This window comes from Delftia sp. BGA-UO-ETr-SB1 (assembly GCF_059567865.1).
This window is the reverse complement of record NZ_JCAQOW010000004.1, coordinates 2,015,744-2,037,046: the sequence shown is the minus strand read 5'-3', so window position 1 is coordinate 2,037,046 and position 21,303 is coordinate 2,015,744. Positions and strand designations below refer to the sequence as shown.

General features: G+C 67.1%; 23 protein-coding genes. 19 read left to right on the top strand and 4 right to left on the bottom strand.

The annotated features are described in order from the left end of the window. Positions 1-88: 88 nt before the first annotated feature. The 10 genes from AC57B5_RS09970 (at position 89) to AC57B5_RS09925 (ending at position 9,726) form a co-directional block, all read left to right on the top strand. Complete coding sequence (locus tag AC57B5_RS09970; RefSeq protein WP_496399401.1) at positions 89-1,471, top strand: MFS transporter; 1,383 nt, start codon at positions 89-91, stop codon at positions 1,469-1,471. Positions 1,472-1,520: 49 nt separating this feature from the next. Then, positions 1,521-2,549, top strand: coding sequence for an amidohydrolase family protein (locus AC57B5_RS09965; protein WP_496399400.1), 1,029 nt, complete (start codon positions 1,521-1,523; stop codon positions 2,547-2,549). 33 nt (positions 2,550-2,582) lie between these two features. Continuing rightward, on the top strand, positions 2,583-3,266 hold the full coding sequence (gene ligK, locus AC57B5_RS09960) for a 4-carboxy-4-hydroxy-2-oxoadipate aldolase/oxaloacetate decarboxylase (RefSeq protein ID WP_013801814.1): 684 nt from the start codon (positions 2,583-2,585) through the stop codon (positions 3,264-3,266). 13 nt (positions 3,267-3,279) lie between these two features. Beyond that, positions 3,280-4,197 (top strand): amidohydrolase family protein, encoded by a 918-nt coding sequence (locus AC57B5_RS09955; RefSeq protein WP_123693905.1) that lies wholly within the window; start codon positions 3,280-3,282, stop codon positions 4,195-4,197. A 48-nt stretch (positions 4,198-4,245) separates the two neighbouring features. Next, positions 4,246-4,701, top strand: a complete 456-nt coding sequence (ligA, locus tag AC57B5_RS09950) for a protocatechuate 4,5-dioxygenase subunit alpha (RefSeq protein ID WP_496399399.1) — start codon at positions 4,246-4,248, stop codon at positions 4,699-4,701. A 1-nt stretch (position 4,702) separates the two neighbouring features. Next, positions 4,703-5,572: a class III extradiol dioxygenase subunit beta gene (locus AC57B5_RS09945; RefSeq protein WP_013801816.1), complete on the top strand. Its 870-nt coding sequence runs from the start codon at positions 4,703-4,705 to the stop codon at positions 5,570-5,572. 82 nt (positions 5,573-5,654) lie between these two features. Then, the gene (locus AC57B5_RS09940) at positions 5,655-6,614 is read left to right on the top strand and encodes a Gfo/Idh/MocA family oxidoreductase (protein WP_180319234.1); all 960 of its coding nucleotides are present in this window, start codon (positions 5,655-5,657) and stop codon (positions 6,612-6,614) included. 167 nt (positions 6,615-6,781) lie between these two features. Continuing rightward, complete coding sequence (locus tag AC57B5_RS09935; RefSeq protein ID WP_012206245.1) at positions 6,782-7,666, top strand: 4-hydroxyphenylpyruvate dioxygenase; 885 nt, start codon at positions 6,782-6,784, stop codon at positions 7,664-7,666. Between the two features lie 65 nt (positions 7,667-7,731). Further along, positions 7,732-8,628: a sugar phosphate isomerase/epimerase family protein gene (locus AC57B5_RS09930; protein ID WP_065346192.1), complete on the top strand. Its 897-nt coding sequence runs from the start codon at positions 7,732-7,734 to the stop codon at positions 8,626-8,628. Between the two features lie 72 nt (positions 8,629-8,700). Further along, a complete protein-coding gene (locus AC57B5_RS09925) occupies positions 8,701-9,726 on the top strand; it encodes an aldo/keto reductase (protein WP_496399398.1) in 1,026 nt (341 codons plus the stop codon). A 16-nt stretch (positions 9,727-9,742) separates the two neighbouring features. Here the strand turns inward: AC57B5_RS09925 and AC57B5_RS09920 are convergent, their stop codons facing one another. Both AC57B5_RS09920 and AC57B5_RS09915 read right to left on the bottom strand, forming a co-directional pair. After that, the gene (locus tag AC57B5_RS09920) at positions 9,743-10,180 is read right to left on the bottom strand and encodes a nuclear transport factor 2 family protein (protein WP_496399397.1); all 438 of its coding nucleotides are present in this window, start codon (positions 10,178-10,180) and stop codon (positions 9,743-9,745) included. Between the two features lie 17 nt (positions 10,181-10,197). Beyond that, entirely contained in the window at positions 10,198-10,968 is a 771-nt protein-coding gene (locus AC57B5_RS09915) for an IclR family transcriptional regulator domain-containing protein (RefSeq protein ID WP_012206241.1), read from the bottom strand. Positions 10,969-11,164: 196 nt separating this feature from the next. Here AC57B5_RS09915 and AC57B5_RS09910 point away from each other — a divergent pair, with 196 nt between their 5' ends. The 6 genes from AC57B5_RS09910 (at position 11,165) to AC57B5_RS09885 (ending at position 17,602) form a co-directional block, all read left to right on the top strand. After that, positions 11,165-12,559, top strand: a complete 1,395-nt coding sequence (locus tag AC57B5_RS09910) for an MFS transporter (protein WP_099751513.1) — start codon at positions 11,165-11,167, stop codon at positions 12,557-12,559. Positions 12,560-12,607: 48 nt separating this feature from the next. Next, positions 12,608-13,441 (top strand): shikimate dehydrogenase family protein, encoded by an 834-nt coding sequence (locus AC57B5_RS09905; RefSeq protein WP_065346196.1) that lies wholly within the window; start codon positions 12,608-12,610, stop codon positions 13,439-13,441. A 91-nt stretch (positions 13,442-13,532) separates the two neighbouring features. After that, positions 13,533-14,684 carry a porin gene (locus tag AC57B5_RS09900; RefSeq protein ID WP_496399396.1) on the top strand — a complete coding sequence of 384 codons (1,152 nt, stop codon included), beginning with the start codon at positions 13,533-13,535 and terminating at the stop codon, positions 14,682-14,684. Between the two features lie 10 nt (positions 14,685-14,694). After that, positions 14,695-15,753 carry a Gfo/Idh/MocA family protein gene (locus tag AC57B5_RS09895; RefSeq protein ID WP_496399395.1) on the top strand — a complete coding sequence of 353 codons (1,059 nt, stop codon included), beginning with the start codon at positions 14,695-14,697 and terminating at the stop codon, positions 15,751-15,753. A gap of 55 nt (positions 15,754-15,808) precedes the next feature. Then, the gene (gene aroQ, locus AC57B5_RS09890) at positions 15,809-16,246 is read left to right on the top strand and encodes a type II 3-dehydroquinate dehydratase (protein WP_496399394.1); all 438 of its coding nucleotides are present in this window, start codon (positions 15,809-15,811) and stop codon (positions 16,244-16,246) included. An 84-nt stretch (positions 16,247-16,330) separates the two neighbouring features. After that, positions 16,331-17,602 (top strand): MFS transporter, encoded by a 1,272-nt coding sequence (locus tag AC57B5_RS09885; protein WP_496399393.1) that lies wholly within the window; start codon positions 16,331-16,333, stop codon positions 17,600-17,602. Positions 17,603-17,608: 6 nt separating this feature from the next. On the opposite strand, the gene AC57B5_RS09880 is transcribed toward AC57B5_RS09885, so the two are convergent. Then, entirely contained in the window at positions 17,609-18,265 is a 657-nt protein-coding gene (locus AC57B5_RS09880) for a GntR family transcriptional regulator (RefSeq protein ID WP_043821229.1), read from the bottom strand. A 188-nt stretch (positions 18,266-18,453) separates the two neighbouring features. On the opposite strand from AC57B5_RS09880, the gene AC57B5_RS09875 reads away from it, so the two are divergent. The 3 genes from AC57B5_RS09875 to AC57B5_RS09865 are packed head-to-tail and all read left to right on the top strand — an operon-like array spanning position 18,454 to position 21,081. Further along, the gene (locus AC57B5_RS09875) at positions 18,454-19,332 is read left to right on the top strand and encodes an NAD(P)-dependent oxidoreductase (protein WP_496399392.1); all 879 of its coding nucleotides are present in this window, start codon (positions 18,454-18,456) and stop codon (positions 19,330-19,332) included. Positions 19,333-19,379: 47 nt separating this feature from the next. Then, positions 19,380-20,366 (top strand): Bug family tripartite tricarboxylate transporter substrate binding protein, encoded by a 987-nt coding sequence (locus AC57B5_RS09870; RefSeq protein ID WP_496399391.1) that lies wholly within the window; start codon positions 19,380-19,382, stop codon positions 20,364-20,366. A gap of 40 nt (positions 20,367-20,406) precedes the next feature. Further along, the gene (locus tag AC57B5_RS09865; protein WP_063325658.1) at positions 20,407-21,081 is read left to right on the top strand and encodes an RraA family protein; all 675 of its coding nucleotides are present in this window, start codon (positions 20,407-20,409) and stop codon (positions 21,079-21,081) included. A 55-nt stretch (positions 21,082-21,136) separates the two neighbouring features. Here AC57B5_RS09865 and AC57B5_RS09860 read toward each other — a convergent pair whose 3' ends face one another. Then, positions 21,137-21,295: a DUF6616 family protein gene (locus tag AC57B5_RS09860; RefSeq protein ID WP_170961986.1), complete on the bottom strand. Its 159-nt coding sequence runs from the start codon at positions 21,293-21,295 to the stop codon at positions 21,137-21,139. Positions 21,296-21,303 lie beyond the last annotated feature (8 nt).

Sequence of the window (21,303 nt, the reverse complement as noted above, 5' to 3'; positions counted from 1 at the left end):
GGGCTTGCCGGCCCCTGCAGTGCAAGGGGCGGGTCGCGCGCGCAGATGCGGTATCCGCCAGGCCGAGAGACAGTGGAAGAGACAAGTCATGACATCCGTCCAGAAGGACGCCGCAGCAACCGGCGTCAATGTGCAGACCCTGCTCAACGAGCACCCGTTTTCGGGATTCCAGTGGGTGATCTTTGCGCTGTGTTTCCTGATCGTTCTGCTCGATGGCTTTGACACGGCGGCCATCGGCTACATCGCGCCCTCGCTGATCGGCGAGTGGGGCGTGAGCAAGCCTGCACTGGCGCCCGTGCTCAGCGCGGCGCTGTTCGGCCTGGCTGCAGGCGCCCTGTTCTCTGGTCCGCTGGCTGATCGGCTGGGCCGCAAGACCGTGCTGGTGGGTTCGGTGGCGGTGTTTGCCGTGTCCTGCCTGGCTTCGGGCTTTTCGCCCGACATCTGGACGCTGGCCGTGCTGCGCTTCGTCACCGGCCTGGGCCTGGGCGCCGCCATGCCCAATGCCGTCACGCTGATGAGCGAGTACTGCCCTGATTCGCGCCGCGCCACGCTGACCAACGCCATGTTCTGCGGCTTTCCGCTGGGCGCGGCCTTCGGCGGCTTTCTGGCGGCCTGGATGATCCCGCATTTCGGCTGGCGCAGCGTGCTCATCCTGGGCGGTGCCGCGCCGCTGCTGCTGCTGGTGGCCCTGGTCGTGCTGCTGCCCGAGTCGGTGCGCCACATGGTGGCCAACAACTACCCGGCCGAGCGCATCCGCAAGGTGCTGGCGCGCATTGCCGGTGATGCCGTGCAGGGCGTGCAGCGCTTCGTGATGACCGAGTCCAAGCCCCAGCGCGAATCCCAGGCCAGCAGCGGCATGGGCGTGGTGCTGTCGCGCGAGTACCGGGTGGGTTCGATCATGCTGTGGATTGCCTACTTCATGGGACTGGTCATCTTCTACGCGCTGATGAACTGGATGCCCGTGCTGTTCAAGGAAGCGGGCCTGGACCCCAAGACCGGCACCCTGGTGGCCGCGCTGTTCCCGCTGGGCGGCGTGGGCGCCGTGCTGTTCGGCTGGCTCATGGACCGCTTCAATGCCAACCGCATCATCGCCATCGGCTATGCGCTGACGGCGGCCTCCATCTGGTGGATCGGCCAGACGGCCGGCCACCTGGGCTGGCTGGTGGTGGCCGTCTTCCTGGCCGGCACCATCATGAACACCGCGCAATCGTCCATGCCGGCGCTGGCCGCTGCCTACTACCCCACGCGGGGCCGTGCCACGGGCGTGGCCTGGATGCTGGGCATTGGCCGCTTCGGCGGCATTGCGGGCTCCTTCCTGGTGGCCGAGCTGTCGGCGCGCCAGCTGGGTTTCAGCGAGATCTTTGCGGTGGTGGCCATTCCGGGCGTGATCGCCATGGCCGCCCTCATCATCAAGCAGTACAGCAGTCCCGAGCCGCAGGGCGGCGCGGCGCCTGCCACACCCCTCCACTGACCCCTCCACTGACACATTCCCACCCCATAAAGACGCAGGAGACCATCCGATGATCATCGACGTACACGGCCACTACACCACCGCGCCCGCGGCCCTGGGCGCCTGGCGCGACCTGCAGATCGCAGGCCTCAAGGACCTGTCCAAGGCCCCCAGGGCCAGCGACCTGAAGATCAGCGACGACGAGATCCGCGAGACCATCGAGACCAACCAGCTCAAGCTGATGAAGCAGCGCGGCTCCGATCTCACCATCTTCAGCCCGCGCGCCAGCTTCATGGCCCACCACATCGGCGACTTCCAGACATCGAGCACCTGGGCCGCCATCTGCAACGAGCTGTGCTACCGCGTCAGCGAGCTGTTCCCCGAGCATTTCATCCCCGCCGCCATGCTGCCGCAGTCGCCTGGCGTGGACCCCGCCACCTGCATCCCCGAACTGGTCAAGTGCGTGGAGCAGTACGGCAACGTGGGCATCAACCTGAACCCCGATCCTTCAGGCGGCCACTGGACCTCGCCCCCGCTGTCGGACCGCTCCTGGTATCCCATCTACGAAAAGATGGTGGAGTACGACATCCCCGCGATGGTCCACGTCTCCACCAGCTGCAACGCGTGCTTCCACACCACGGGCGCCCACTACCTGAATGCCGACACCACGGCCTTCATGCAGTGCCTGACCAGCGACCTGTTCAAGGACTTCCCCACGCTCAAGTTCCTGATCCCCCATGGCGGCGGCGCCGTGCCCTACCACTGGGGCCGTTTCCGCGGCCTGGCGCAGGAGCTCAAGAAGCCGCTGCTGGACGAGCACTTGCTCAACAACATCTTCTTCGACACCTGCGTCTACCACCAGCCCGGCATCGACCTGCTGACCAAGGTGATCCCCGTCAAGAACATCCTGTTCGCCAGCGAGATGATCGGCGCCGTGCGCGGCATCGACCCGACCACGGGCCACTACTACGACGACACCAAGCGCTACATCGAGGCCACGGCCAACCTCACCGAAGAGGAGCGCTACCAGGTCTACGAAGGCAACGCGCGCCGCGTGTTCCCGCGCATGGACGCCGCCCTCAAGCAAAAGGGCCTGTAAGCAGGCCGCCACCACAGATCCAAGGAGAACACCATGTACGAACTCGGTGTGGTTTACCGCAACATCCAGCGCGCCGACCGCGCGGCCGCCGACGGCCTGGCCGCCCTGGGCTCGGCCACCGTCCACGAGGCCATGGGCCGCGTGGGCCTGCTCAAGCCCTATATGCGTCCCATCTATGCGGGCCAGCAGGTCTCGGGCACGGCCGTCACCGTGCTGCTGCAGCCCGGCGACAACTGGATGATGCATGTGGCCGCAGAGCAGATCCAGCCCGGCGACATCGTGGTCGCGGCCGTGACCTCGGAATGCACGGACGGCTACTTCGGCGACCTGCTGGCCACCAGCTTTCAGGCGCGCGGCGCACGGGCGCTGATCATCGATGCCGGCGTGCGCGACGTGAAGACGCTGCAGGAAATGAACTTCCCCGTGTGGAGCCGCGCCATCTCCTCCAAGGGCACGATCAAGGCCACGCTGGGCTCGGTCAACATCCCGGTGGTCTGCGCAGGCATGTGGGTCACGCCCGGCGACGTGATCGTGGCCGATGATGACGGCGTGGTCTGCGTGCCCGCCGCCAAGGCCGCCGCCACGCTGGAAGCCGCGCAAAAGCGCGAAAGCTTCGAGGGCGAGAAGCGCGCCAAGCTGGCTTCCGGCGTGCTGGGCCTGGACATGTACAAGATGCGCGAGCCCCTGGAAAAGGCCGGCTTGCGCTATATCGATTGAGGAGGAGAAGCGCATGAGCAATTTCGAGAAGACCCCCGGCTGGCTGGACTGGTACGCCGGCCCCTCCAAGCCGAAGTTCCAGGTGCCCGCAGGCGCCGTGGATGCCCACTGCCACGTCTTCGGCCCCGGCGATGAATTCCCCTTCGCGCCCGAGCGCAAGTACACGCCCTGCGACGCCAGCAAGCAGCAGCTGTTCGCGCTGCGCGACCACCTGGGCTTTGCGCGCAACGTCATCGTGCAGGCCACCTGCCACGGCGCCGACAACCGCGCCATGGTCGATGCCTGCAAGGCCGCCAACGGCAAGGCGCGCGGCGTGGCCACGGTGCGCCGCAGCGTGACCGATGAGGAGCTGCAGGAGCTGCACGCCGCCGGCGTGCGCGGCGTGCGCTTCAACTTCGTCAAGCGCCTGGTGGACTTCACGCCCAAGGACGAGCTGATGGAGATCGCGGGCCGCATCGCCAAGCTCGGCTGGCACGTGGTCATCTACTTCGAGGCCGTGGACCTGCCCGAGCTGTGGGACTTCTTCACCAGCCTGCCCACCACCGTGGTCGTGGACCACATGGGCCGCCCCGATGTGAACAAGCCCGTGGACGGCCCCGAGTTCGAGCTGTTCCTCAGGTTCATGCGCGAGCACCAGAACGTCTGGAGCAAGGTCAGCTGCCCAGAGCGCCTGTCCGTCACTGGCCCCAAGGCGCTGGACGGCGAGCAAAATGCCTACCGCGACGTGGTGCCCTTCGCCCGCCGCGTGGTCGAGGAATTCCCCGACCGCGTGCTGTGGGGAACCGACTGGCCCCACCCCAACCTCAAGGACCACATGCCCGATGACGGCCTGCTGGTCGACTTCATCCCGCACATTGCACCGACTGCCGAGCTGCAGAAGAAGCTGCTGGTCGACAATCCGATGCGCCTGTACTGGCCGGAAGAAGCCTGACGGCAACCATGTCCGGCCTTGATGCCGGACATATTCAAGGAGATATCCATGGCATTGGACAAACCCTATCTGGACGTGCCCGGCACCATCATTTTTGATGCCGAGCAGTCCCGCAAAGGCTACTGGCTCAACCAGTTCTGCATGTCGCTGATGAAGGCCGAGAACCGCGAGCGCTTCAAGGCCGACGAGCGTGCCTACCTGGACGAATGGGCCATGAGCGAGGAACAGAAGCAGGCCGTGCTGGCCCGCGACCTCAACTGGTGCATGCGCACAGGCGGCAACATCTACTTCCTGGCCAAGATCGGCGCCACGGACGGCAAGAGCTTCCAGCAGATGGCAGGCTCCATGACCGGCATGTCCGAAGAGGAATACCGCAACATGATGGTGGGCGGAGGCCGTTCGGCCGAAGGCAACCGCCGCGTGGGCGAGGAGGGCGATGCCCAGTCCCACCGCCAGCCGCAAGGCCTGGCCGGCGCAGCGAACAAGAACAAGGAAGGCAACTGACATGGCGCGCATCACCGCATCCGTCTACACCTCGCATGTGCCCGCCATCGGCGCGGCCATGGACCTGGGCAAGGCCGACGAGCCCTATTGGCAGCCGCTGTTCAAGGGCTTCGAGCACTCGCGCCAATGGCTCAAGGACAACAAGCCCGACGTGATCTTCCTGGTCTACAACGACCACGCGACCGCGTTCAGCCTGGACTTCATCCCGACGTTTGCCATCGGCACGGCCGCTGAATACCAGCCCGCCGACGAAGGCTGGGGCCCGCGCCCCGTGCCCAAGGTCGTCGGCCATCCGGAGCTGGCCAGCCACATCGCGCAGTCGGTGATACAGCAGGACTTCGACCTGACCATCGTCAACAAGATGGACGTGGACCACGGCCTGACCGTACCGCTGTCGCTGATGTGCGGCCAGCAGGACGCGCGCACTGGCGCCTGGCCCTGCCCGGTGATTCCGTTTGCCGTCAACGTGGTGCAGTACCCCGTGCCGTCGGGCCAGCGCTGCTTCAACCTGGGCCGTGCCATCCGCCGCGCCGTGGAGAGCTTCGACGAAGACCTGAACGTGCAGATCTGGGGCACGGGTGGCATGAGCCACCAGCTGCAGGGCGCGCGTGCGGGCCTGATCAACAAGGAGTGGGACAACCGCTTCCTGGACCTGCTGATCGAGAACCCGGCCGGCCTGGCCAAGATGCCGCATATCGACTACGTGCGCGAGGCCGGCTCGGAAGGCATCGAGCTGGTGATGTGGCTGATCGCGCGCGGCGCCATGGCCGATGTGGATGGCCCCGCGCCGCTGCCCAAGGTCAACCACCGCTTCTACCATGTGCCCGCGTCCAATACGGCCGTGGGACATCTCATCCTGGAGAACGGCTGAGGCCCCCACGTTCATCACTGCGTGTATTCACTGCCCCCCGAGGGGGCCTTCGCCTCCTTGAGGCGGCTCTACGGAGACTCATATGAGCAACAAGACCATCAAAGTCGCCCTGGCGGGCGCCGGTGCCTTCGGCATCAAGCACCTGGACGGCATCAAGAACATCGACGGCGTGGAAGTCGTCTCCCTGGTGGGCCGCGAGCTGGCCAAGACCCAGGAAGTGGCCGACAAGTACGGCATCAAGCATGTGACCACCGAGCTGGCCGACAGCCTGGCCCTGCCCGAGGTGGACGCCGTCATCCTGTGCACGCCTACGCAGATGCATGCCGCCCAGGCCATCGAATGCCTGAAGGCCGGCAAGCATGTGCAGGTGGAGATCCCGCTGGCCGACAGCCTCAAGGACGCGCAGGCCGTGGCCGATCTGCAAAAGCAGACCGGCCTGGTGGCCATGTGCGGCCACACGCGCCGCTTCAACCCCAGCCACCAGTGGGTGCACAAGAAGATCGCGGCCGGCGAGTTCAACATCCAGCAGATGGATGTGCAGACCTATTTCTTCCGCCGCACCAACATGAACGCGCTGGGCCAGGCCCGCAGCTGGACCGACCACCTGCTGTGGCACCACGCTGCCCACACCGTGGACCTGTTCGCCTACCAGGCCGGCAGCCCCATCGTGAAGGCCAACGCCGTGCAAGGCCCCATCCACCCGGAGCTGGGCATTGCCATGGACATGAGCATCCAGCTCAAGGCCGCCAATGGCGCCATCTGCACGCTGAGCCTGTCGTTCAACAACGACGGCCCGCTGGGCACCTTCTTCCGCTACATCGGCGACACCGGCACCTACATCGCGCGCTATGACGATCTGGTCAACGGCAAGGAAGAGAAGATCGACGTCTCCAAGGTCGACGTCTCCATGAATGGCATCGAGCTGCAGGACCGCGAGTTCTTCGCCGCCATCCGCGAAGGCCGCGAGCCCAATTCCAGCGTGGCCCAGGTGCTGCCCTGCTATCAGGTCCTGCATGACCTAGAAAAACAGCTCACCCCCTGAGCCGCTTCGCGTCTTCCCCCTGAAAGGGGGACGACACCCTCGGTGCGGGGCGGCCCTTCCTCGGTGTCTCTGAGTTGGGCTGAGCCAGTTTTACGCGTATTTGATCGTAAGAGAACGATGCCACTTGGGCGTGGCGCGACAATCATGTTTCCACCCGGAGTACCGCAATGACCGATTCCTCCTCCAGCAGCCGGGAAGACGTGCCCGAGGCGTCCAATCGCCTCGGGATCGACGGCATAGAGTTCATCGAGTACACGACCAGCCAGCCCCAGGCCCTGGGCCAGGTGCTGGAGGGGCTGGGTTTTCGCCCCGTGGCGCGGCACCGCTCGCGCGAGGTGACGCTGTATCGGCAGGGGGACATGAACCTGGTGGTCAATGCGGGCGCTGCCGATGCGCTGGCCAATGCCGCCTCGGACGGGCAGCCCGTCATCTCGGCCGTGGCGCTGCGCGTGCAGGATGCCCTGCAGGCGCATACGCGCTGCATCGAACTGGGAGCCTGGGCGGCGCCCAGCCAGGCCCAGGCGATGGAGCTGCACATCCCGGCCATCCACGGCCCGGGTGGCAGCCGCTTCTACTTTGTCGATCGATGGCAGGAGTTCTCCATCTATGACATCGATTTCAAGCCCATCGCCGGGGCCGATCCCCATCCACCGGCGCTGGCCGGCCTGGGCTATTTCGGCGTGGTCCAGTACATAGGGCGTGGCCGCAGCGCCGACTGGATCACCTACTTCGAACGCATGTTCGACTTCCACCTGCTCCCCGACGCGCAGCGCTTCGGCATCCTGCCCAAGGGCAAGCTCATGCGCAGCCCCTGCAAGCGCTTCCTGTGGCAGCTCATCGAGCCCGATCCGGGCCTGGAGTGGGACGACATGCCCGAGCGCCTGCAGCGCATCGGCCTGGGCACCACCGACGTGCCTGGCGCCGTGCAGGCGCTGCGCCAGCGCGGCGTGGAGTTCGTGGAATCGAGCCGTCTGCACCCCGATGACCGCGGCGCGCTCACGCGCAACGCCATGGGCACCGTGGTTTTCGAGCTGGTGCACCGCGACGCCTAGCGCAAAGCCTGGCGCGCCGCCGTCCGATTCAACCGCCGATACACACAACGATCCTGGAGGGCAACATGGGCTTGCTGGACAGCTATGGCATGGACACCATCACTCTGAATGGCTCGCTGGAGGCCAAGCTCGACGCCATCCGGCGCGCGGGCTTCACCCAGGTCATGCTCAGTGCGCGCGACCTGGCCGGCCACCCGGGCGGCGTCAAGGCGGCAGCGGCGGCCGTGCGCGCCAGCGGCCTGCGGCCCACGGGCTTTCAGGTGCTGCGCGACTTCGAGGGCCTGTCCGACCACCTGCACCACTACAAGGTGGACATCGCCAAATCCATGCTGGAGATGTGCGCCGAGATTGGCAGCCCCGTGCTGCTGGCCTGCTCGTCCACCTCGCGCCATGCCACGGGCGATCTCGACGTGATTGCGCGCGACCTGCGCAAGCTGGCCATGCTCGGCATTCCGCTGGGCGTGAAGATCGCCTACGAGGGCCTGTCCTGGGGCCGCTCCGTCAATGAGTTCACCACCAGCTGGGACGTGGTCTGCCGTGCCGACACGTCCAACCTGGGCATCGGCCTGGACTCCTTCCACATCCTGGCCGCCAAGACGCCGCTGGACGCGCTGGAGCTGATCGATCGCGACAAGATCTTCCTGGTGCAGCTGTCCGACTTCATGTGGCACGACGCCCCCACCTTCGAAGAGCGCATGGCCACGGCGCGCACCTTCCGCGTGTTCCCGGGCGAGGGCGTGCACAGCGAGCGCCTGGCCGACCTGGTGCTGCGCCTGGACCGCCTGGGCTACCGGGGTGACTACAGCTTCGAGGTCTTCAACGACGACTACCAGCAACTGCCGCTGGACACCGTGGCCGAGCGTGCGCGCCGCAGCGCCCTGTGGCTCAACGACGACGTGCTGCACCGGCCCGTGCCGCTGCCGGCCTGGGCGCGCACGGGCGTTAGGGGCACGTCGGTTTGACGGCAAAATGGGCCTTCGACATTGCAAGGGAGCGCTGGCCGCTCCCTTGCTTCTTTTCCCTGTGAGAAAACCATGACCAACCTGTCCACACGCCACCTGGGTCCCTTCTCCGTCAGCGCCGTCGGCCTGGGCTGCATGAACCTCAGCCACGCCTATGGCCATCCGCCGTCGCCCGAGCAGGGCAAGGCCGTGCTGCATGCGGCGCTGGATGCCGGTGTCACCCTGTTCGACACGGCGGCGCTGTATGGCTTCGGCGCCAACGAATCCCTGGTCGGGCCCGTGCTCAAGTCCCACCGCAACCACATCACCCTGGCCAGCAAATGCGGCATGGCCGGCGTGCGCGGCGACGACGGCGTGGTGCGCCGCGTGATCGATGGCCACCCCAAGACCCTGCGCCGCAATTGCGAAGACAGCCTGCAGCGCCTGGGCACCGATGTCATCGACCTCTACTACCTGCACCGCTGGGACCGCCGCGTGCCCATCGAGGAATCGGTGGGCGAGATGTCGCGCCTGGTGGAAGAGGGCAAGGTGCGCGCCCTGGGCCTGTCCGAGATCGGCACCGACGCGCTGCGCCGCGCCCATGCCACCTTCCCCATCGCCGCGCTGCAAAGCGAGTATTCGCTGTGGTCGCGCAATGCCGAGCTGGGCACGCTGCAGGCCTGCAAGGAACTGGGCATTGCCTACGTGGCCTTCAGCCCGCTGGGCCGCGCCTTCCTCACCGGCAAGCTCCAGGAGGTCGAGGGCCTGGTCAAGGGCGATATCCGCGCCGCCATGCCGCGCTTCGCGCCCGAGGCCTATGCGAAGAACCTGCAGCTGCTCGCGCCCATGCAGTCCATTGCCGAGCGCGCCGACTGCACGCTGGCCGAGCTGGCCATCGCCTGGGTGCTGCACCAGGGCGAGCATGTGATTGCCCTGCCGGGCACGACCAGCGTGGACCACCTGCACGAAGACCTGCGCGGCGGCGCCGTGCGCCTGGATGCGGCCCTGCTGGCCGAACTGGACGACCTCTTCAAGCCCGAGCGCATCCAGGGCGACCGCTATGCCGTGGCCTCGCAACGCGAGGTGGACACGGAAAAGTACGCGTTCGAGACGGTCTGAACACGCCGCAGGCCGCTCATGGCATGGATGCGGCCAGGTCGAATGGCGCCGTGGGTGTGCCCTGGTGGAAGCGCATCTGCCAGCCCAGGGCCGTGCGCAGCCAGACCGAGGAGCGCAGCGTATGCCGGCCGGCCGTTCCATCCTCGGCCACGCTGGCCGAGCGGTAGGTCAGCAGCGCGCTGTCCGGTCCCAGGCGCGCCAGCGCAAAGCCGCCTGACACCAGCCGGGCAGGGGACCCTGCTGGCAAGGCGGCCGCCAGGCTGTCCACGGTGGCGGCCCGGTCGTGCACGCCGCCCGATCGGCCGAATTCCAGAAAGTCTTCATGCAGCAGCGCCTGCAGCTGGCCTGCGTCCGATCGCACCTGCGGATCGTGCAGCCGCACTTCCAGTGCCTGCAGATGCTGCAGCAGACGGTCGTCGCCACCATGCATGTCCAGGTCAGGAAGTTGCGCCATGGCCATGTCGTTCACCATCAGATCAGATCCCGCATGGCCTGCGCCGTCTCGCGCAGCATGGGCAGCACGCGCGCCACGGCGTCCTTGCCGGTCTCGCGGCCCATGGGCATGGTGATGTTGAGGGCGCCGGCCAGCGCGCCGTGGCGGTCGCGCAGCGGCACGGCAATGCCGCGCGAGTCCAGGTTGAGCTGCTGCTCGCACAGCGCCCAGTCCTGGGTGCGGATCAGGGCCAGCTCGCGGCGCATTTCGGCGGGGCAGGTGATGGTGTGCGAGGTGAAGACCGTCAGCGCGCGGTTGTCCAGCCAGTGCTCCAGCTCGGCGTCGCTGCGCATGGACAGCATCAGCATGCCGGCCGCCGTGACCTGGGCCGGCACGCGCGCGCCCAGCACGTAGCCGGTGTTCATGTTGCGGTTGGGGCCGTTGCGCGCGATGTAGACCACCTCGTCGTCGTCCAGCACCGCCAGGTAGGCGGTTTCATGGGTGCCGGCCGCCACGCGCTGCAGGAACGGCTGGACGATGCGCGGCAGCCGCGCCGACTCCAGGTACGACTGCCCCAGCCGCAGCACGCGCGGAGTGAGCCAGAACAGCTTGCCGTCCCCCGCCACGTAGCCCATGTGCTGCAGCGTCAGCAGATAGCGCCTTGCGGCCGTGCGCGTCATGCCCGTGCGCTGGCCGGCCTCGGCGGCCGTCATGCGCGGGTGGGCGTCGTCAAAGGCTTCGATGATCGATACGCCGCGTTCCAGTCCGGCAATCCAGTCGCGCTGGGCGAGGGTGGAAGGTGTTGTCATGGCGAGCTTGAGTTTTCCGTATTAACCCTGGGTGCGTGCGATTATCGAACCGCGCGGTGCGATCAGCGCACATGCCCCTGGAAATTGGCTTGGGCAGATTCATAGGCGGGAACTACATTTTTTACATCCCGCTGGCCTGGCCGCAAGCATCCATCACGTGCCGCAGCGGGGATCTTTTGCCTGGAGGAGACAACACATGAGCGCAACACCGGTACATACGCAGTCAACGCAGCACCAACCCAGGAAGGCCGCCACCAGCGGCTGGATAGGCTCGGCCCTGGAGTACTACGATTTCTTCATCTACGCCACGGCTGCGGCGCTGATCTTTCCGCAGATCTTCTTTCCGCAGGGTGATCCGGCGATTGCCATCATCGCCTCGCTGGCCACCTATGGCGTGGGCTATGTGGCGCGGCCCATCGGCGCCTTCGTGCTGGGACACCTGGGCGATACGCACGGGCGCAAGCAGGTGCTGGTGTGGTGCATGTTCCTGATGGGCTTTTCCACCATCGCCGTGGGGCTGCTGCCCACCTATGACCAGGTCGGCCTGTGGGCGCCCGCGCTGCTGGTGCTGATGCGGCTGATCCAGGGCTTTGCGGTGGCAGGCGAGATCTCGGGCGCCAGCTCCATGATCCTGGAGCATGCCCCGTTCGGGCGGCGCGGCTTCTTCGCCAGCTTCACGCTGCAGGGCGTGCAGGCCGGCCAGATCCTGGCAGCGGCCGTGTTCCTGCCGCTGGCGCACTACATGCCCACCGAGCAGTTCAACAGCTGGGGCTGGCGCATTCCCTTCATCCTGAGCTTCGTGGTCATCATCGCGGGCTGGATCATCCGCCGCGAGGTCAACGAGACCCCGGCCTTCACGGCAGCAGGCCGCAGCGAGGCGCGTCCGCGTTCGCCCGTGGTCGAGGCCTTCCGCCACCATTCGCCCGACATGCTGCGCGTGGTCTGCATGGCGCTGATGAACGTGATCCCCGTGGTGGCCACCATCTTCGGCGCAGCCTACGCGGTGCAGCCCGCCTACGGCATCGGCTTCGCCAAGGACATGTACCTGTGGATTCCCGTGGTGGGCAACATCGTCGCGGTGCTGGTGATCCCCATGGTGGGCAACCTGTCCGACCGCATCGGCCGGCGCCCGCCCATCATCTTCGGTGCGCTGCTGTCGGGGCTGCTGGCCATCGGCTACCTCTACGCCATCAGCACGCGCAACATGCCGCTGGCTTTCGCCATGTCCATCCTGATGTGGGGCGTGGTCTACCAGGGCTACAACGCGGTGTTCCCCAGCTTCTACCCCGAGCTGTTCCCGACCCGCACACGCGTCTCGGCCATGGCCATCTCGCAGAACGTGGGCACGGCCATCACCGCCATGCTGCCTGCGCTGTTCACGGCCGTGGCGCCTCCGGGTTCCCAGAACATCTGGCTGACGGTGGGGCTGATCGCCTTCGGCATCACCGTGGTCGCAGCGCTGGCCGCCTGGAGCGCCCGCGAGACGTACCGCGTGCGCATGGAGGATCTGGGCGAGGCCGGTGCGCAGCCTGTGGACGCCGCCGAGTACGAGCGCCTGCGCACCCAGGCCCTGGCCCAGTCCGGCCGCTGAATTGCACACGCCACATTCCGCCAACCCAAGCATCCGAAAGCCCAGGGAATGATTTCCGGAAAAACCACCCTCATCGCGCACATCGGCGACCCGACCGAGACCTTCAAGTCGCCCATGATCTACAACCCATGGTTTGACGGCCGGGGCATAGACGCCTGCGTCGTGCCCATGGGCGTGAAGGCGGCGCATTTCGCGCCGGACTTCGCGGCCATCATGCGTTTCACCAACCTGCGCGGCGCGCTGATCACCATGCCGCACAAGGTGTCCGTGGTGGACCTGGTGCACGAGGTCACGCCCGCCGTGCACATTGCAGGCGCCTGCAATGCCGTGCTGCGGCGCGAGGACGGCTCGCTGCTGGGCGACCAGTTCGACGGCGCGGGCTTTGTGCGCGGCGTGCTGCGCAAGGGCCGGCAACTGCAGGGCGCGCGGGTGCTGATTTCCGGGGCGGGTGGCGTAGGGTCGGCGATTGCCGCCTCGCTGGCGGCAGCCGGCGTGGGCGAGCTGATGCTGTTCGACACGCGGGACGAGAGCGCGCAGGCCCTGGCCGGGCGGCTCGCTGCCTACTACCCGAGGATGAAGGTGGGCACGGGCTCCAGGGACCCGCAGGGCTTTGACGTGGTCGTCAACGCCACGCCGCTGGGCATGAAGGACGATGACCCGCTGCCGTTCGATGTGCAGCGCATTGCGCCCACCACCTTTGTGGGCGAGGTGGTGATGAAGTCCGAGTTCACGCCCCTGCTGCGCGCCGTGCGCGACAAGGGCTGCGACTTCCAGGTGGGCACGGACATGCTGTTCGAGATGATTCCTGCCTATCTCGAATTCTTCGGCTTCGGCAGCGCCACGCCCGACGAGCTGCGCGCCACCGCCCACATCTCCTACTGATCCAGCCGACAGACAACCGGCCCTGAATGCGTTCAGGGCAGGGCGCAGCCACGCCCGAAAAAGCATTTTTCACAGAGAAGGAGACAAGACCATGCAACAGCAAATGCACCAGACACCGCGAGTGCCGCAGCGCGGGGCCCTTCGCATCCTGGCCCTGACCGCCGTGCTGGGCGCCTGGGGCGCGGGTGCCCAAGCCCAGTCCTCGGTCACCATCTACGGCAGCGTGGACCAGTACATCAACCACATGCGCAGCAGCTCGGGCGCATCCATGACCACGCTGGAGGACGGCGCCCTGCTGCGCAGCCGCCTGGGCTTTCGCGGTCAGGAAGACCTGGGTGGCGGCCTGTACGCGAAGTTCCAACTGGAGATGGGCATCAACGCCGACAACGGCACGCAGGCCGACAGCACGCGCGGCTTCGACCGCCAAAGCTGGGTGGGCCTGGGCGGCGGCTGGGGCGAGGTGCGGCTGGGCCGGCAGAACACCGTGATCTTCGGGCGCGGCGACTACATCGACTTCACCTCGCGCACGTTGGGATCGATGGTCAACAACTTCGGCGTGCCCTCGCGCTTCGACAACGACATCTCCTACACCTCGCCGCGCGTGGCCGGCTTCCTGTTCGAGGCCCACTACGCCATGGCCGAGACCGGTGCTCCAGCGCGCCAGGCCATCTACCAGTTGGGCCTGGACTACCTGAACGGCCCCTACCGCGTCGGCTATGCAGGCCTGTATGCGCGTGCGCCGCAGAACGCGGCCTATACCGACGCGGTCCGCTACGACAACCTCTACGCCAACTACGACTACGGCAAGGGCAAGGTCCAGCTGGCCTTTGTGCGGTCCAACAACAGCACGGCGGGCTCGGCGGGCAACAACACGGGCACGGTGCTGGGCAATGTGGGCGGGCTGGTGGCGGGCACGAATGCCGATGTGCGCCGCTTCTACCGCGTCTGGCAGCTGTCGGCCGACTACCGCGTGACGCCGCAGCTGCGCGTGGGCGCACTGTGGGGCCGCATACAGGATGGCTCGGACAGCGGGCGCGGCGCATCGGGCGGCGCGGTCGCGGCCTACTACGACCTGTCCAAGCGCACCATGCTCTACGCGGTGGCCGAGCAGTTGAAGAACGACCGCAATGCGGGCTTTAGGCTGGCGGCCTCGGGCGGCATGAAGCCCAACTTCACATCGGCCGACGACGTCAACGGCCGCACCATCAAGGGCGTGCAGCTGGGCGTGCTGCACCGCTTCTGAGGGGCATGCCATGGCACAGCTGCACCCGCTTCGCATTGCCGTGGCCGGCGCCGGCGCGATCGGCCAGGCCCATATCGCCGCCATCGGGGCCCAGGCGGATTGCCGCCTGTCCGCCATCGTGGACCCGGCGCCCGCAGCCCGGGAGCTTGCCCAAAGGGCCGGAGTGCCGCTGTGGCGCGACCTGGGCGAGCTGATCGCCCATGACCGGCCCGACGCCGTGGTGCTGGCGACGCCCAACCGCCTGCATGCCCCGCAGGCGGCGCAGTGCATGCATGCGCGCCTGCCCATCCTGCTGGAAAAGCCCGTGACCGCCACCGTGGCCGAGGCACAGCGCCTGGCCGCGCTGGCCGAGCGCAGCGGCGCCCGCGTGCTGGTGGGCCACCACCGCGCCCACAGCCCGATCATGGCGCGGGCCGCAGCCCTCATCGCCCAGGGGCGGCTGGGCCGCCTGGTGGCCGTGACCGGCGCGGCCCTGTTCTACAAGCCGGACGCCTATTTCGAGGAAGGCCCCTGGCGCCGCGAGGCCGGGGGCGGCCCCATCCTGCTCAACATGATCCATGAGGTCCACAACCTGCGCATGCTGTGCGGCGACATCGTGGCCGTGCAGGCCTTTGCCTCGCATGCCACGCGCGGTTTTGCCGTGGAAGACACGGTGGCCATCAACCTGCGCTTTGCCAGCGGTGCGCTGGGCAGCTTTGTGCTTTCGGACACGGCCGCCAGCGCGCGCAGTTGGGAGCAGACCTCGCAGGAGAACAAGGCCTATGCCAGCTATGAGGACGAAGACTGCTACCTGGTGGCGGGCACCATGGGCTCGCTGGCCATACCGAGCATGCGGCTGAAGACCTATGCATCGGCCGGCCAGCGCTCCTGGAATGAGCCCTTCGACCTGGATGTGGCCGCCGTGGAGCGCGAAGACCCGCTGGTGCGCCAGATGGCGCATTTCGCGCAGGTGGCGCGCGGCCTGGCACAACCGCTGGTCAGCGTGCACGACGGCCTGCGCAACCTGCAGATCACCGAAGCCATTGCAGAGGCTGCCCGCATGGGCGCCGCCATCGACACCACGGCGTGATCCGGACACCACCGGCGCGCATCCTTCATCCATGACATCAAGCCACGGAGCCTCCATGAAAAAGATCCTGATGCTGCACGGCATCAACCACAACATGTTCGGCCAGCGCGACCCTACCCAATACGGCACGGTCACGCTGGCCGAGATCGACGCCTCGCTGCGCAGCCTGGGCAGCCAGCTGGGCTGCGAGTTGGACAGCTTCCAGACCAATTGCGAAGGCGCCATGTGCGATCGCATCCACCAGGGCTTTCGGGACGGTGTCGATGGCGTGCTCATCAACGCCGGCGCCTGGACGCACTACAGCTACGGCATCCGCGACGCGCTGGCCATGCTCACCGTGCCCGTGGTGGAGATCCACATGAGCAACATCCATGCGCGCGAGCCCTTCCGCCACCACTCGGTGTTTGCCGACATCGCCCGGGGCCAGATCTGCGGCTTCGGCGCGGACAGCTATATGCTGGGCCTGCGGGCCGTGCTGTCCGCCGCCGCATAGGATGCATGGCGCGCAACTGGCCATGTATCGTCCTTCGAACTCCCTCGCTCGACGCGCTGCATGCCGTGACCAGGCTTCATTGAGATGAACTTCGCCGATCCCGGCCCGCGCCGCTCCGTTTCCTTCCTCCTGCTGCTGCCGCTGCTGCTGGCCGCGCAGCCGGTCGCCACCGATGGCTATCTGCCGGCGTTGCCCGAGATCGCGCGCGACCTGGGCTCGGCCAGCAGCAGCCTGACCGTGTTCATGCTGGCCTTCGGTGTCGCCCAGCTGGTGTGCGGACCGCTGGCCGACCGGTTCGGGCGCCGGCCTGTTCTGCTGACGGGTTTGGCCTGCTACACGGCAGCGGCGGCAGGCTGTGCGCTGGCGGGCAGCGCGGACGCACTGGTGGCCTGGCGCGCCGTGCAGGGCGCGGCCATGGCGGCCATCCTGGTGTGCGCACGGGCTGCGGTGCGCGACCTGTATCCGGCCCATGAAGGGCCGCGCATCATGGCCCGCGGCCTGATGGGCCTGGGGCTGGTGGCCCTGGTGGCGCCGATTGCCGGTGCATGGGGAGTCCAGGCCGCCGGCTGGCGCTGGGTGCTGGTGGCGATGGGCGTCTACTCGCTGGCTTTGCTGGCACTGTGCTGGCGCACTTTCAGCGAGACGCGGCAAGCGCCGGCGGAGTCCGCCCCGGTCCTCGCATCCGTACCCGCATCCGTACCCGTATCCGTATCCGTATCCGCTGGCGGTGTGCGCCAGGTGATCGCCGACCCCGGCTTTTGCGCCTGGACGGCACTGGCCGCAGCCACCTACGGCGGCATCTTCTGCTTTTTGCTGCTGTCGCCGATGGTGTACGTCGACCTGTTCGGCCTGTCGCCCGTGCTCTACGGCTGGATTCCAGCGGGCGGCTCGCTGGTCTACATCCTCGGCATCACATGGTGCCGGCGCCTGCTGTCGCGCCACGGGCCGGTGCGCACGGTGCAGCTGGGCGCTTCGCTCAGTCTGCTGGGGCCGTGCATCCAGATCGCCGGCTGCGTGCTGGCGCCGGCCTCGCCCTTTCCACTGCTGCTGGGGCACGCGGTGTATGCGCTGGGCCATGGCCTGCACCAGCCTTGCGGCCAGGCGGGCGCGGTGGGTGGCCTGCCGCCGCAGCTGGCCGGGCGGGCCGTGTCGTGTTCGGGCTTCGCGATCATGTGCGTGGCCTTCTGCGCCGGCCAGCTGGCAGCGCAATTTGTCGATCCGACCATGCACCACGGTGCCTGGCCGATGGTGTTGCCCATGGCGCTGGCGGGCGTTGTGCTGGTCCTCATCGCCTTTGTCTGGCTGCCGTGGCTGTACCGGGTGCGGTCAGCGCAAAGGGTTCAGCCCCGGTCATGACACTGTTCATGCATCCGCGCGGTATTCCCCTCGATGCTTCATGAACCGGTGGTAGGACATGCGCAGGTGCAGCTGCATCACCTGGCGTGCCAGCTCCCCATCCCTGGCGCGTACGGCGATCACCAGGTCGCAGTGGTGGTGCAGGCTTTGCACCAGCTCTTCGGGCGTGTAGATGTAGAACGACCGCTTGATGATCGGCATGTCGATCATCGTCGCCAGCATGGTCTTGAGGCGCGGCGAGCCCGATGCCTCGATCAGCGCGTGGTGAAAATCCCGGTTGGCTGACTGCACCTCGCCAATGCCGTCGTGGCCAGCGGCAATGCCGGCCTCCATTCGCTGGTTGCTGGCCTCCAGCTCATCGGCCAGCCCCTCGCCGCCGCGCGTGGCCGCGAGGAACGAGGCGTACGGCTCCAGCAGCATGCGCAGCTGGAAGGTCTCCTCCACATCCCAGTCGCTCCACTCCGACACGCGGATACCCTGGCCCGCGCCATCGGTGGCCAGGCCATCTTCCACCAGACGGTGCAGCGCATTGCGCACCGGCGTGCGGCTCAGTCCCAGGTCGCGGGCAATGGGCTCTTCCTTGAGCTGTTCGCCGGGTCGGTAGTGGCCGCCGATGAGCCGCTGCCGCAGAACCTCGTACGCCTTGTCTTTTACGTTTTGCACTGTGTTTGCACCAGGTGGGTGGGGATGGTGCGCCGATTCTAGGTGACGACGGAGGGGCTAGTTGCGCTGCGCTTCATTCGGAAAAATACAAAACAAGTACAAATATCCGCAGTTCTACGGGAAATCTCTATGAATGGATCGGAGGTGCACTCCATAGACTGCGCTCAATGTTTTAAATTTGTACTTTTATGAAGTTCGCAATACTGGGTGGTGGAATGGTCGGCGCCTGCTACATGCAGGCCTTTGTGGAGCAGGGGCACAGCCTGGTGGGCCTGTGCGACCTGCAGCCCAACGCTGCGGTGGCCGACGCCGTGCAGGCCGCTGGCGCGCAGATGCATACCGCGCCCGGTGCCTGGCTGGCCGAGGCCGACGTGGTGGCGAGCGCCGTGTTCGGCACCGTGGCGCGCAGCCTGTTCGAGGCCTGCCTGCCCCATCTGCGCGATGGCGTGGTCTATGTGGACATGACCACGGCCGACCCGCAGGAGATGCGCGAATGCGGCGAGCTGGCCCGGCGCGTCGCCCAGGGCAGGGCGGTGCACTTCGTGGACGTGGCCATCACCGGCGCGGTCAACCTGGGCGGCAGAAAGACGCCGCTGCTCGTGGCCGGTGGCAAGGCCGGTTTTGTACAGGAATTGTTCTTGCCCCTTGGCGGCTCGGTTCGCGTGGTGGGCGGACAGCCGGGCGATGCCGCCGCGCTCAAGCTCCTGCGCAGCATCTACACCAAGGGGACCGAGGCGCTGGCCGTGGAGTGCCTGGTGACGGCCCAGCAGATGGGCCTGCGCGAGCAGCTGCATGCCGTGCTGCAGGACATCGACGAGACACCGCTGCGCACGCTGATGGAGTCCATGGTGCGCACGCACATCCCGCATTCCGCACGCCGCCGCAACGAGGTGGCCGAGGCCCGGCAGCAGATGGCCCGCAACGGCCTGGCGCCCATCGCCTTGCCCGCTGTCGAGGCGCTGTTCGCCGCCACGGCCCGCGCGCATGCGGCCCAGCCGTTCACCGGCACCTCCACCGACGAGGCCATCGATTGGCTGGGCAGCCACGTGCTCGCCAGCCAAGCCTGATCAACGTACCCCTGCGCCAACCGACACCACCAAAGGAGACATCCGCAATGACGACCCCGACCCGATGCCGCCTGGCCCTCGCCGGCCTGCTGGCACTGACCGCTGCCGCCATGGCCCCGGCCCATGCCCAGGGCACCTATCCGCAGCGGCCCATCAGGTTCATCGTGCCCTTTCCGGCCGGTGGCGGCACCGACAACCTCACGCGGCTGGTCGGCACCAAGCTCACCGAGGCCCATGGGTGGGCCATCGTGGTGGAGAACAAGCCCGGGGCCGGTGGCAACCTGGCTCTGGACCAGGTGGCCAAGGCCCCCGCCGACGGCCTGACCCTGGTGATGGCGCAGACCGACAACGTGGTGCTCAACCCGCTGCTGTACTCCAAGCTCACCTACAACCCCGACAAGGACCTGCGCGCCGTGGCCCTGGTCGCCGCCGGCCCGGCCGTGCTCGTGGTGAATGCCGATTCGCCGTACAAGTCCCTGGACGACATCGTCCAGGCGGCGAAGAAGGACCCCGGGCGCCTGAGCTTTGCCACGCCGGGCACCGGCACCATTTCGCACCTCATCAGCGAGGCCTGGCAGAAAAGCTCGAATGTGAAGTTCACCCACGTGCCGTTTCGCGGCATGGCGCAGGCCATGCCCGACCTGCTGGGCGGGCGCATCGACATGTACATGGGCTCCGTCCCCACGCTGCTGTCGCACATCCAGTCGGGCAAGGTACGCGCCATCGGCGTGACCACCGCGAGCCGCTCCAAGCTGCTGCCCGACGTGCCGACCTACACCGAATCCGGCATCAAGGGCGTGGAGCTGGCCAGCGTGTGGGGCGTGATGGCCCCGGCCGGCACCTCCGACGCCATCGTCAAGCAGCTCAACGAAGCCATCAACAAGGTGGTGAACGCACCCGACACGGCCAGGAAGATCGCCGACTCCGGTGCCGAACTCATCACCGGCACACCGCAGGACATGGCCAGGCTCTACGCCAGCGACCGCGCACGCCTGGCACCCATCGTCAAGAGCTCTGGCACCACGCTCGATTGAGCGGCACGGCTTTCATTCCATCCACTCTGAGCACCACACCATGATCGGTCTTCAAATTCTGAAGCGGCAGCGCGCTGTCAGCCTTGATATTGCCAGGCGCTATCTCGACGTGCCTGTTGCCAACGTCAGCGACTGCATGGCCCGCATGACGGCTGGCGGCGCGCGGTTGCGCCCCATGCACGGCGGCGGGCGCATGGCCGGCCCCGCGTTGACCATCAAGACACGCCCGGGCGACAACCTCATGCTCCACAAGGCACTTCAACTGGCCAGCCCAGGTGACGTGATCGTGGTGGATGCGGGCGGCGACCTCACCAACGCACTCATCGGAGAAATCATGGTCGGAGACGCCATGCGTCGCCAGCTGGGCGGGATCGTGATCAATGGCGCGATCCGGGACGCGGCATGGATTCGTGCTGGCAGCTTCCCGGTATTCGCCGCGGGCGTCACGCACCGCGGACCCTACAAGGACGGCCCGGGCGAAATCAATGTGCCTATCGCCATCGATGGCATGGTGATCGAGCCCGGTGACCTCATGATTGGCGATGACGATGGCTTGCTGTGCGTACCGCATGCGCAGGCGCAGGCCCTGCTGGATGCAGCACACGGAAAGCAGGTGGTTGAGGCCAGGATGGTGGCCGACATCGCTGCCGGTACCTACAGCGCGCCATGGATCGACGAGACGCTCAAGCGTCTGGGGTGCCCGATTCAGCCGTAGGGCCGGCGCTGCATCACCCATACAGCACCCATTCAGCACCCATGGCTCGTCCGCCTCAGGCCTCGGCCAGCGCCTTCAGATGGCTTTCCAGGCCGCCCGTGCCGCTGGCCGCGTTCACATGGTCGAAGTAGCCGTACCAGCCGCTGGCCTTGATGCCCGCCAGCAGGGCATCGCGCGCGGCGGTATCGGGAAAGCGCCAGATGCGCATATCCATATGCGGCA

What these genes read in the sequence shown, in the direction of transcription:
- AC57B5_RS09920 (WP_496399397.1), bottom strand. Translation starts at nt 10,180, where the DNA reads ATGGCGCAACTTCCTGACCTGGACATGCATGGTGGCGACGACCGTCTG.
- AC57B5_RS09900 (WP_496399396.1), top strand. Translation starts at nt 13,533, where the DNA reads ATGCAACAGCAAATGCACCAGACACCGCGAGTGCCGCAGCGCGGGGCC.
- AC57B5_RS09955 (WP_123693905.1), top strand. Translation starts at nt 3,280, where the DNA reads ATGAGCAATTTCGAGAAGACCCCCGGCTGGCTGGACTGGTACGCCGGC.
- AC57B5_RS09930 (WP_065346192.1), top strand. Translation starts at nt 7,732, where the DNA reads ATGGGCTTGCTGGACAGCTATGGCATGGACACCATCACTCTGAATGGC.
- AC57B5_RS09925 (WP_496399398.1), top strand. Translation starts at nt 8,701, where the DNA reads ATGACCAACCTGTCCACACGCCACCTGGGTCCCTTCTCCGTCAGCGCC.
- aroQ (WP_496399394.1), top strand. Translation starts at nt 15,809, where the DNA reads ATGAAAAAGATCCTGATGCTGCACGGCATCAACCACAACATGTTCGGC.
- AC57B5_RS09945 (WP_013801816.1), top strand. Translation starts at nt 4,703, where the DNA reads ATGGCGCGCATCACCGCATCCGTCTACACCTCGCATGTGCCCGCCATC.
- AC57B5_RS09860 (WP_170961986.1), bottom strand. Translation starts at nt 21,295, where the DNA reads ATGGATATGCGCATCTGGCGCTTTCCCGATACCGCCGCGCGCGATGCC.
- AC57B5_RS09915 (WP_012206241.1), bottom strand. Translation starts at nt 10,968, where the DNA reads ATGACAACACCTTCCACCCTCGCCCAGCGCGACTGGATTGCCGGACTG.
- AC57B5_RS09965 (WP_496399400.1), top strand. Translation starts at nt 1,521, where the DNA reads ATGATCATCGACGTACACGGCCACTACACCACCGCGCCCGCGGCCCTG.
- AC57B5_RS09905 (WP_065346196.1), top strand. Translation starts at nt 12,608, where the DNA reads ATGATTTCCGGAAAAACCACCCTCATCGCGCACATCGGCGACCCGACC.
- AC57B5_RS09910 (WP_099751513.1), top strand. Translation starts at nt 11,165, where the DNA reads ATGAGCGCAACACCGGTACATACGCAGTCAACGCAGCACCAACCCAGG.
- AC57B5_RS09885 (WP_496399393.1), top strand. Translation starts at nt 16,331, where the DNA reads ATGAACTTCGCCGATCCCGGCCCGCGCCGCTCCGTTTCCTTCCTCCTG.
- AC57B5_RS09935 (WP_012206245.1), top strand. Translation starts at nt 6,782, where the DNA reads ATGACCGATTCCTCCTCCAGCAGCCGGGAAGACGTGCCCGAGGCGTCC.
- ligK (WP_013801814.1), top strand. Translation starts at nt 2,583, where the DNA reads ATGTACGAACTCGGTGTGGTTTACCGCAACATCCAGCGCGCCGACCGC.
- AC57B5_RS09970 (WP_496399401.1), top strand. Translation starts at nt 89, where the DNA reads ATGACATCCGTCCAGAAGGACGCCGCAGCAACCGGCGTCAATGTGCAG.
- AC57B5_RS09895 (WP_496399395.1), top strand. Translation starts at nt 14,695, where the DNA reads ATGGCACAGCTGCACCCGCTTCGCATTGCCGTGGCCGGCGCCGGCGCG.
- AC57B5_RS09870 (WP_496399391.1), top strand. Translation starts at nt 19,380, where the DNA reads ATGACGACCCCGACCCGATGCCGCCTGGCCCTCGCCGGCCTGCTGGCA.
- AC57B5_RS09940 (WP_180319234.1), top strand. Translation starts at nt 5,655, where the DNA reads ATGAGCAACAAGACCATCAAAGTCGCCCTGGCGGGCGCCGGTGCCTTC.
- AC57B5_RS09875 (WP_496399392.1), top strand. Translation starts at nt 18,454, where the DNA reads ATGAAGTTCGCAATACTGGGTGGTGGAATGGTCGGCGCCTGCTACATG.
- AC57B5_RS09865 (WP_063325658.1), top strand. Translation starts at nt 20,407, where the DNA reads ATGATCGGTCTTCAAATTCTGAAGCGGCAGCGCGCTGTCAGCCTTGAT.
- ligA (WP_496399399.1), top strand. Translation starts at nt 4,246, where the DNA reads ATGGCATTGGACAAACCCTATCTGGACGTGCCCGGCACCATCATTTTT.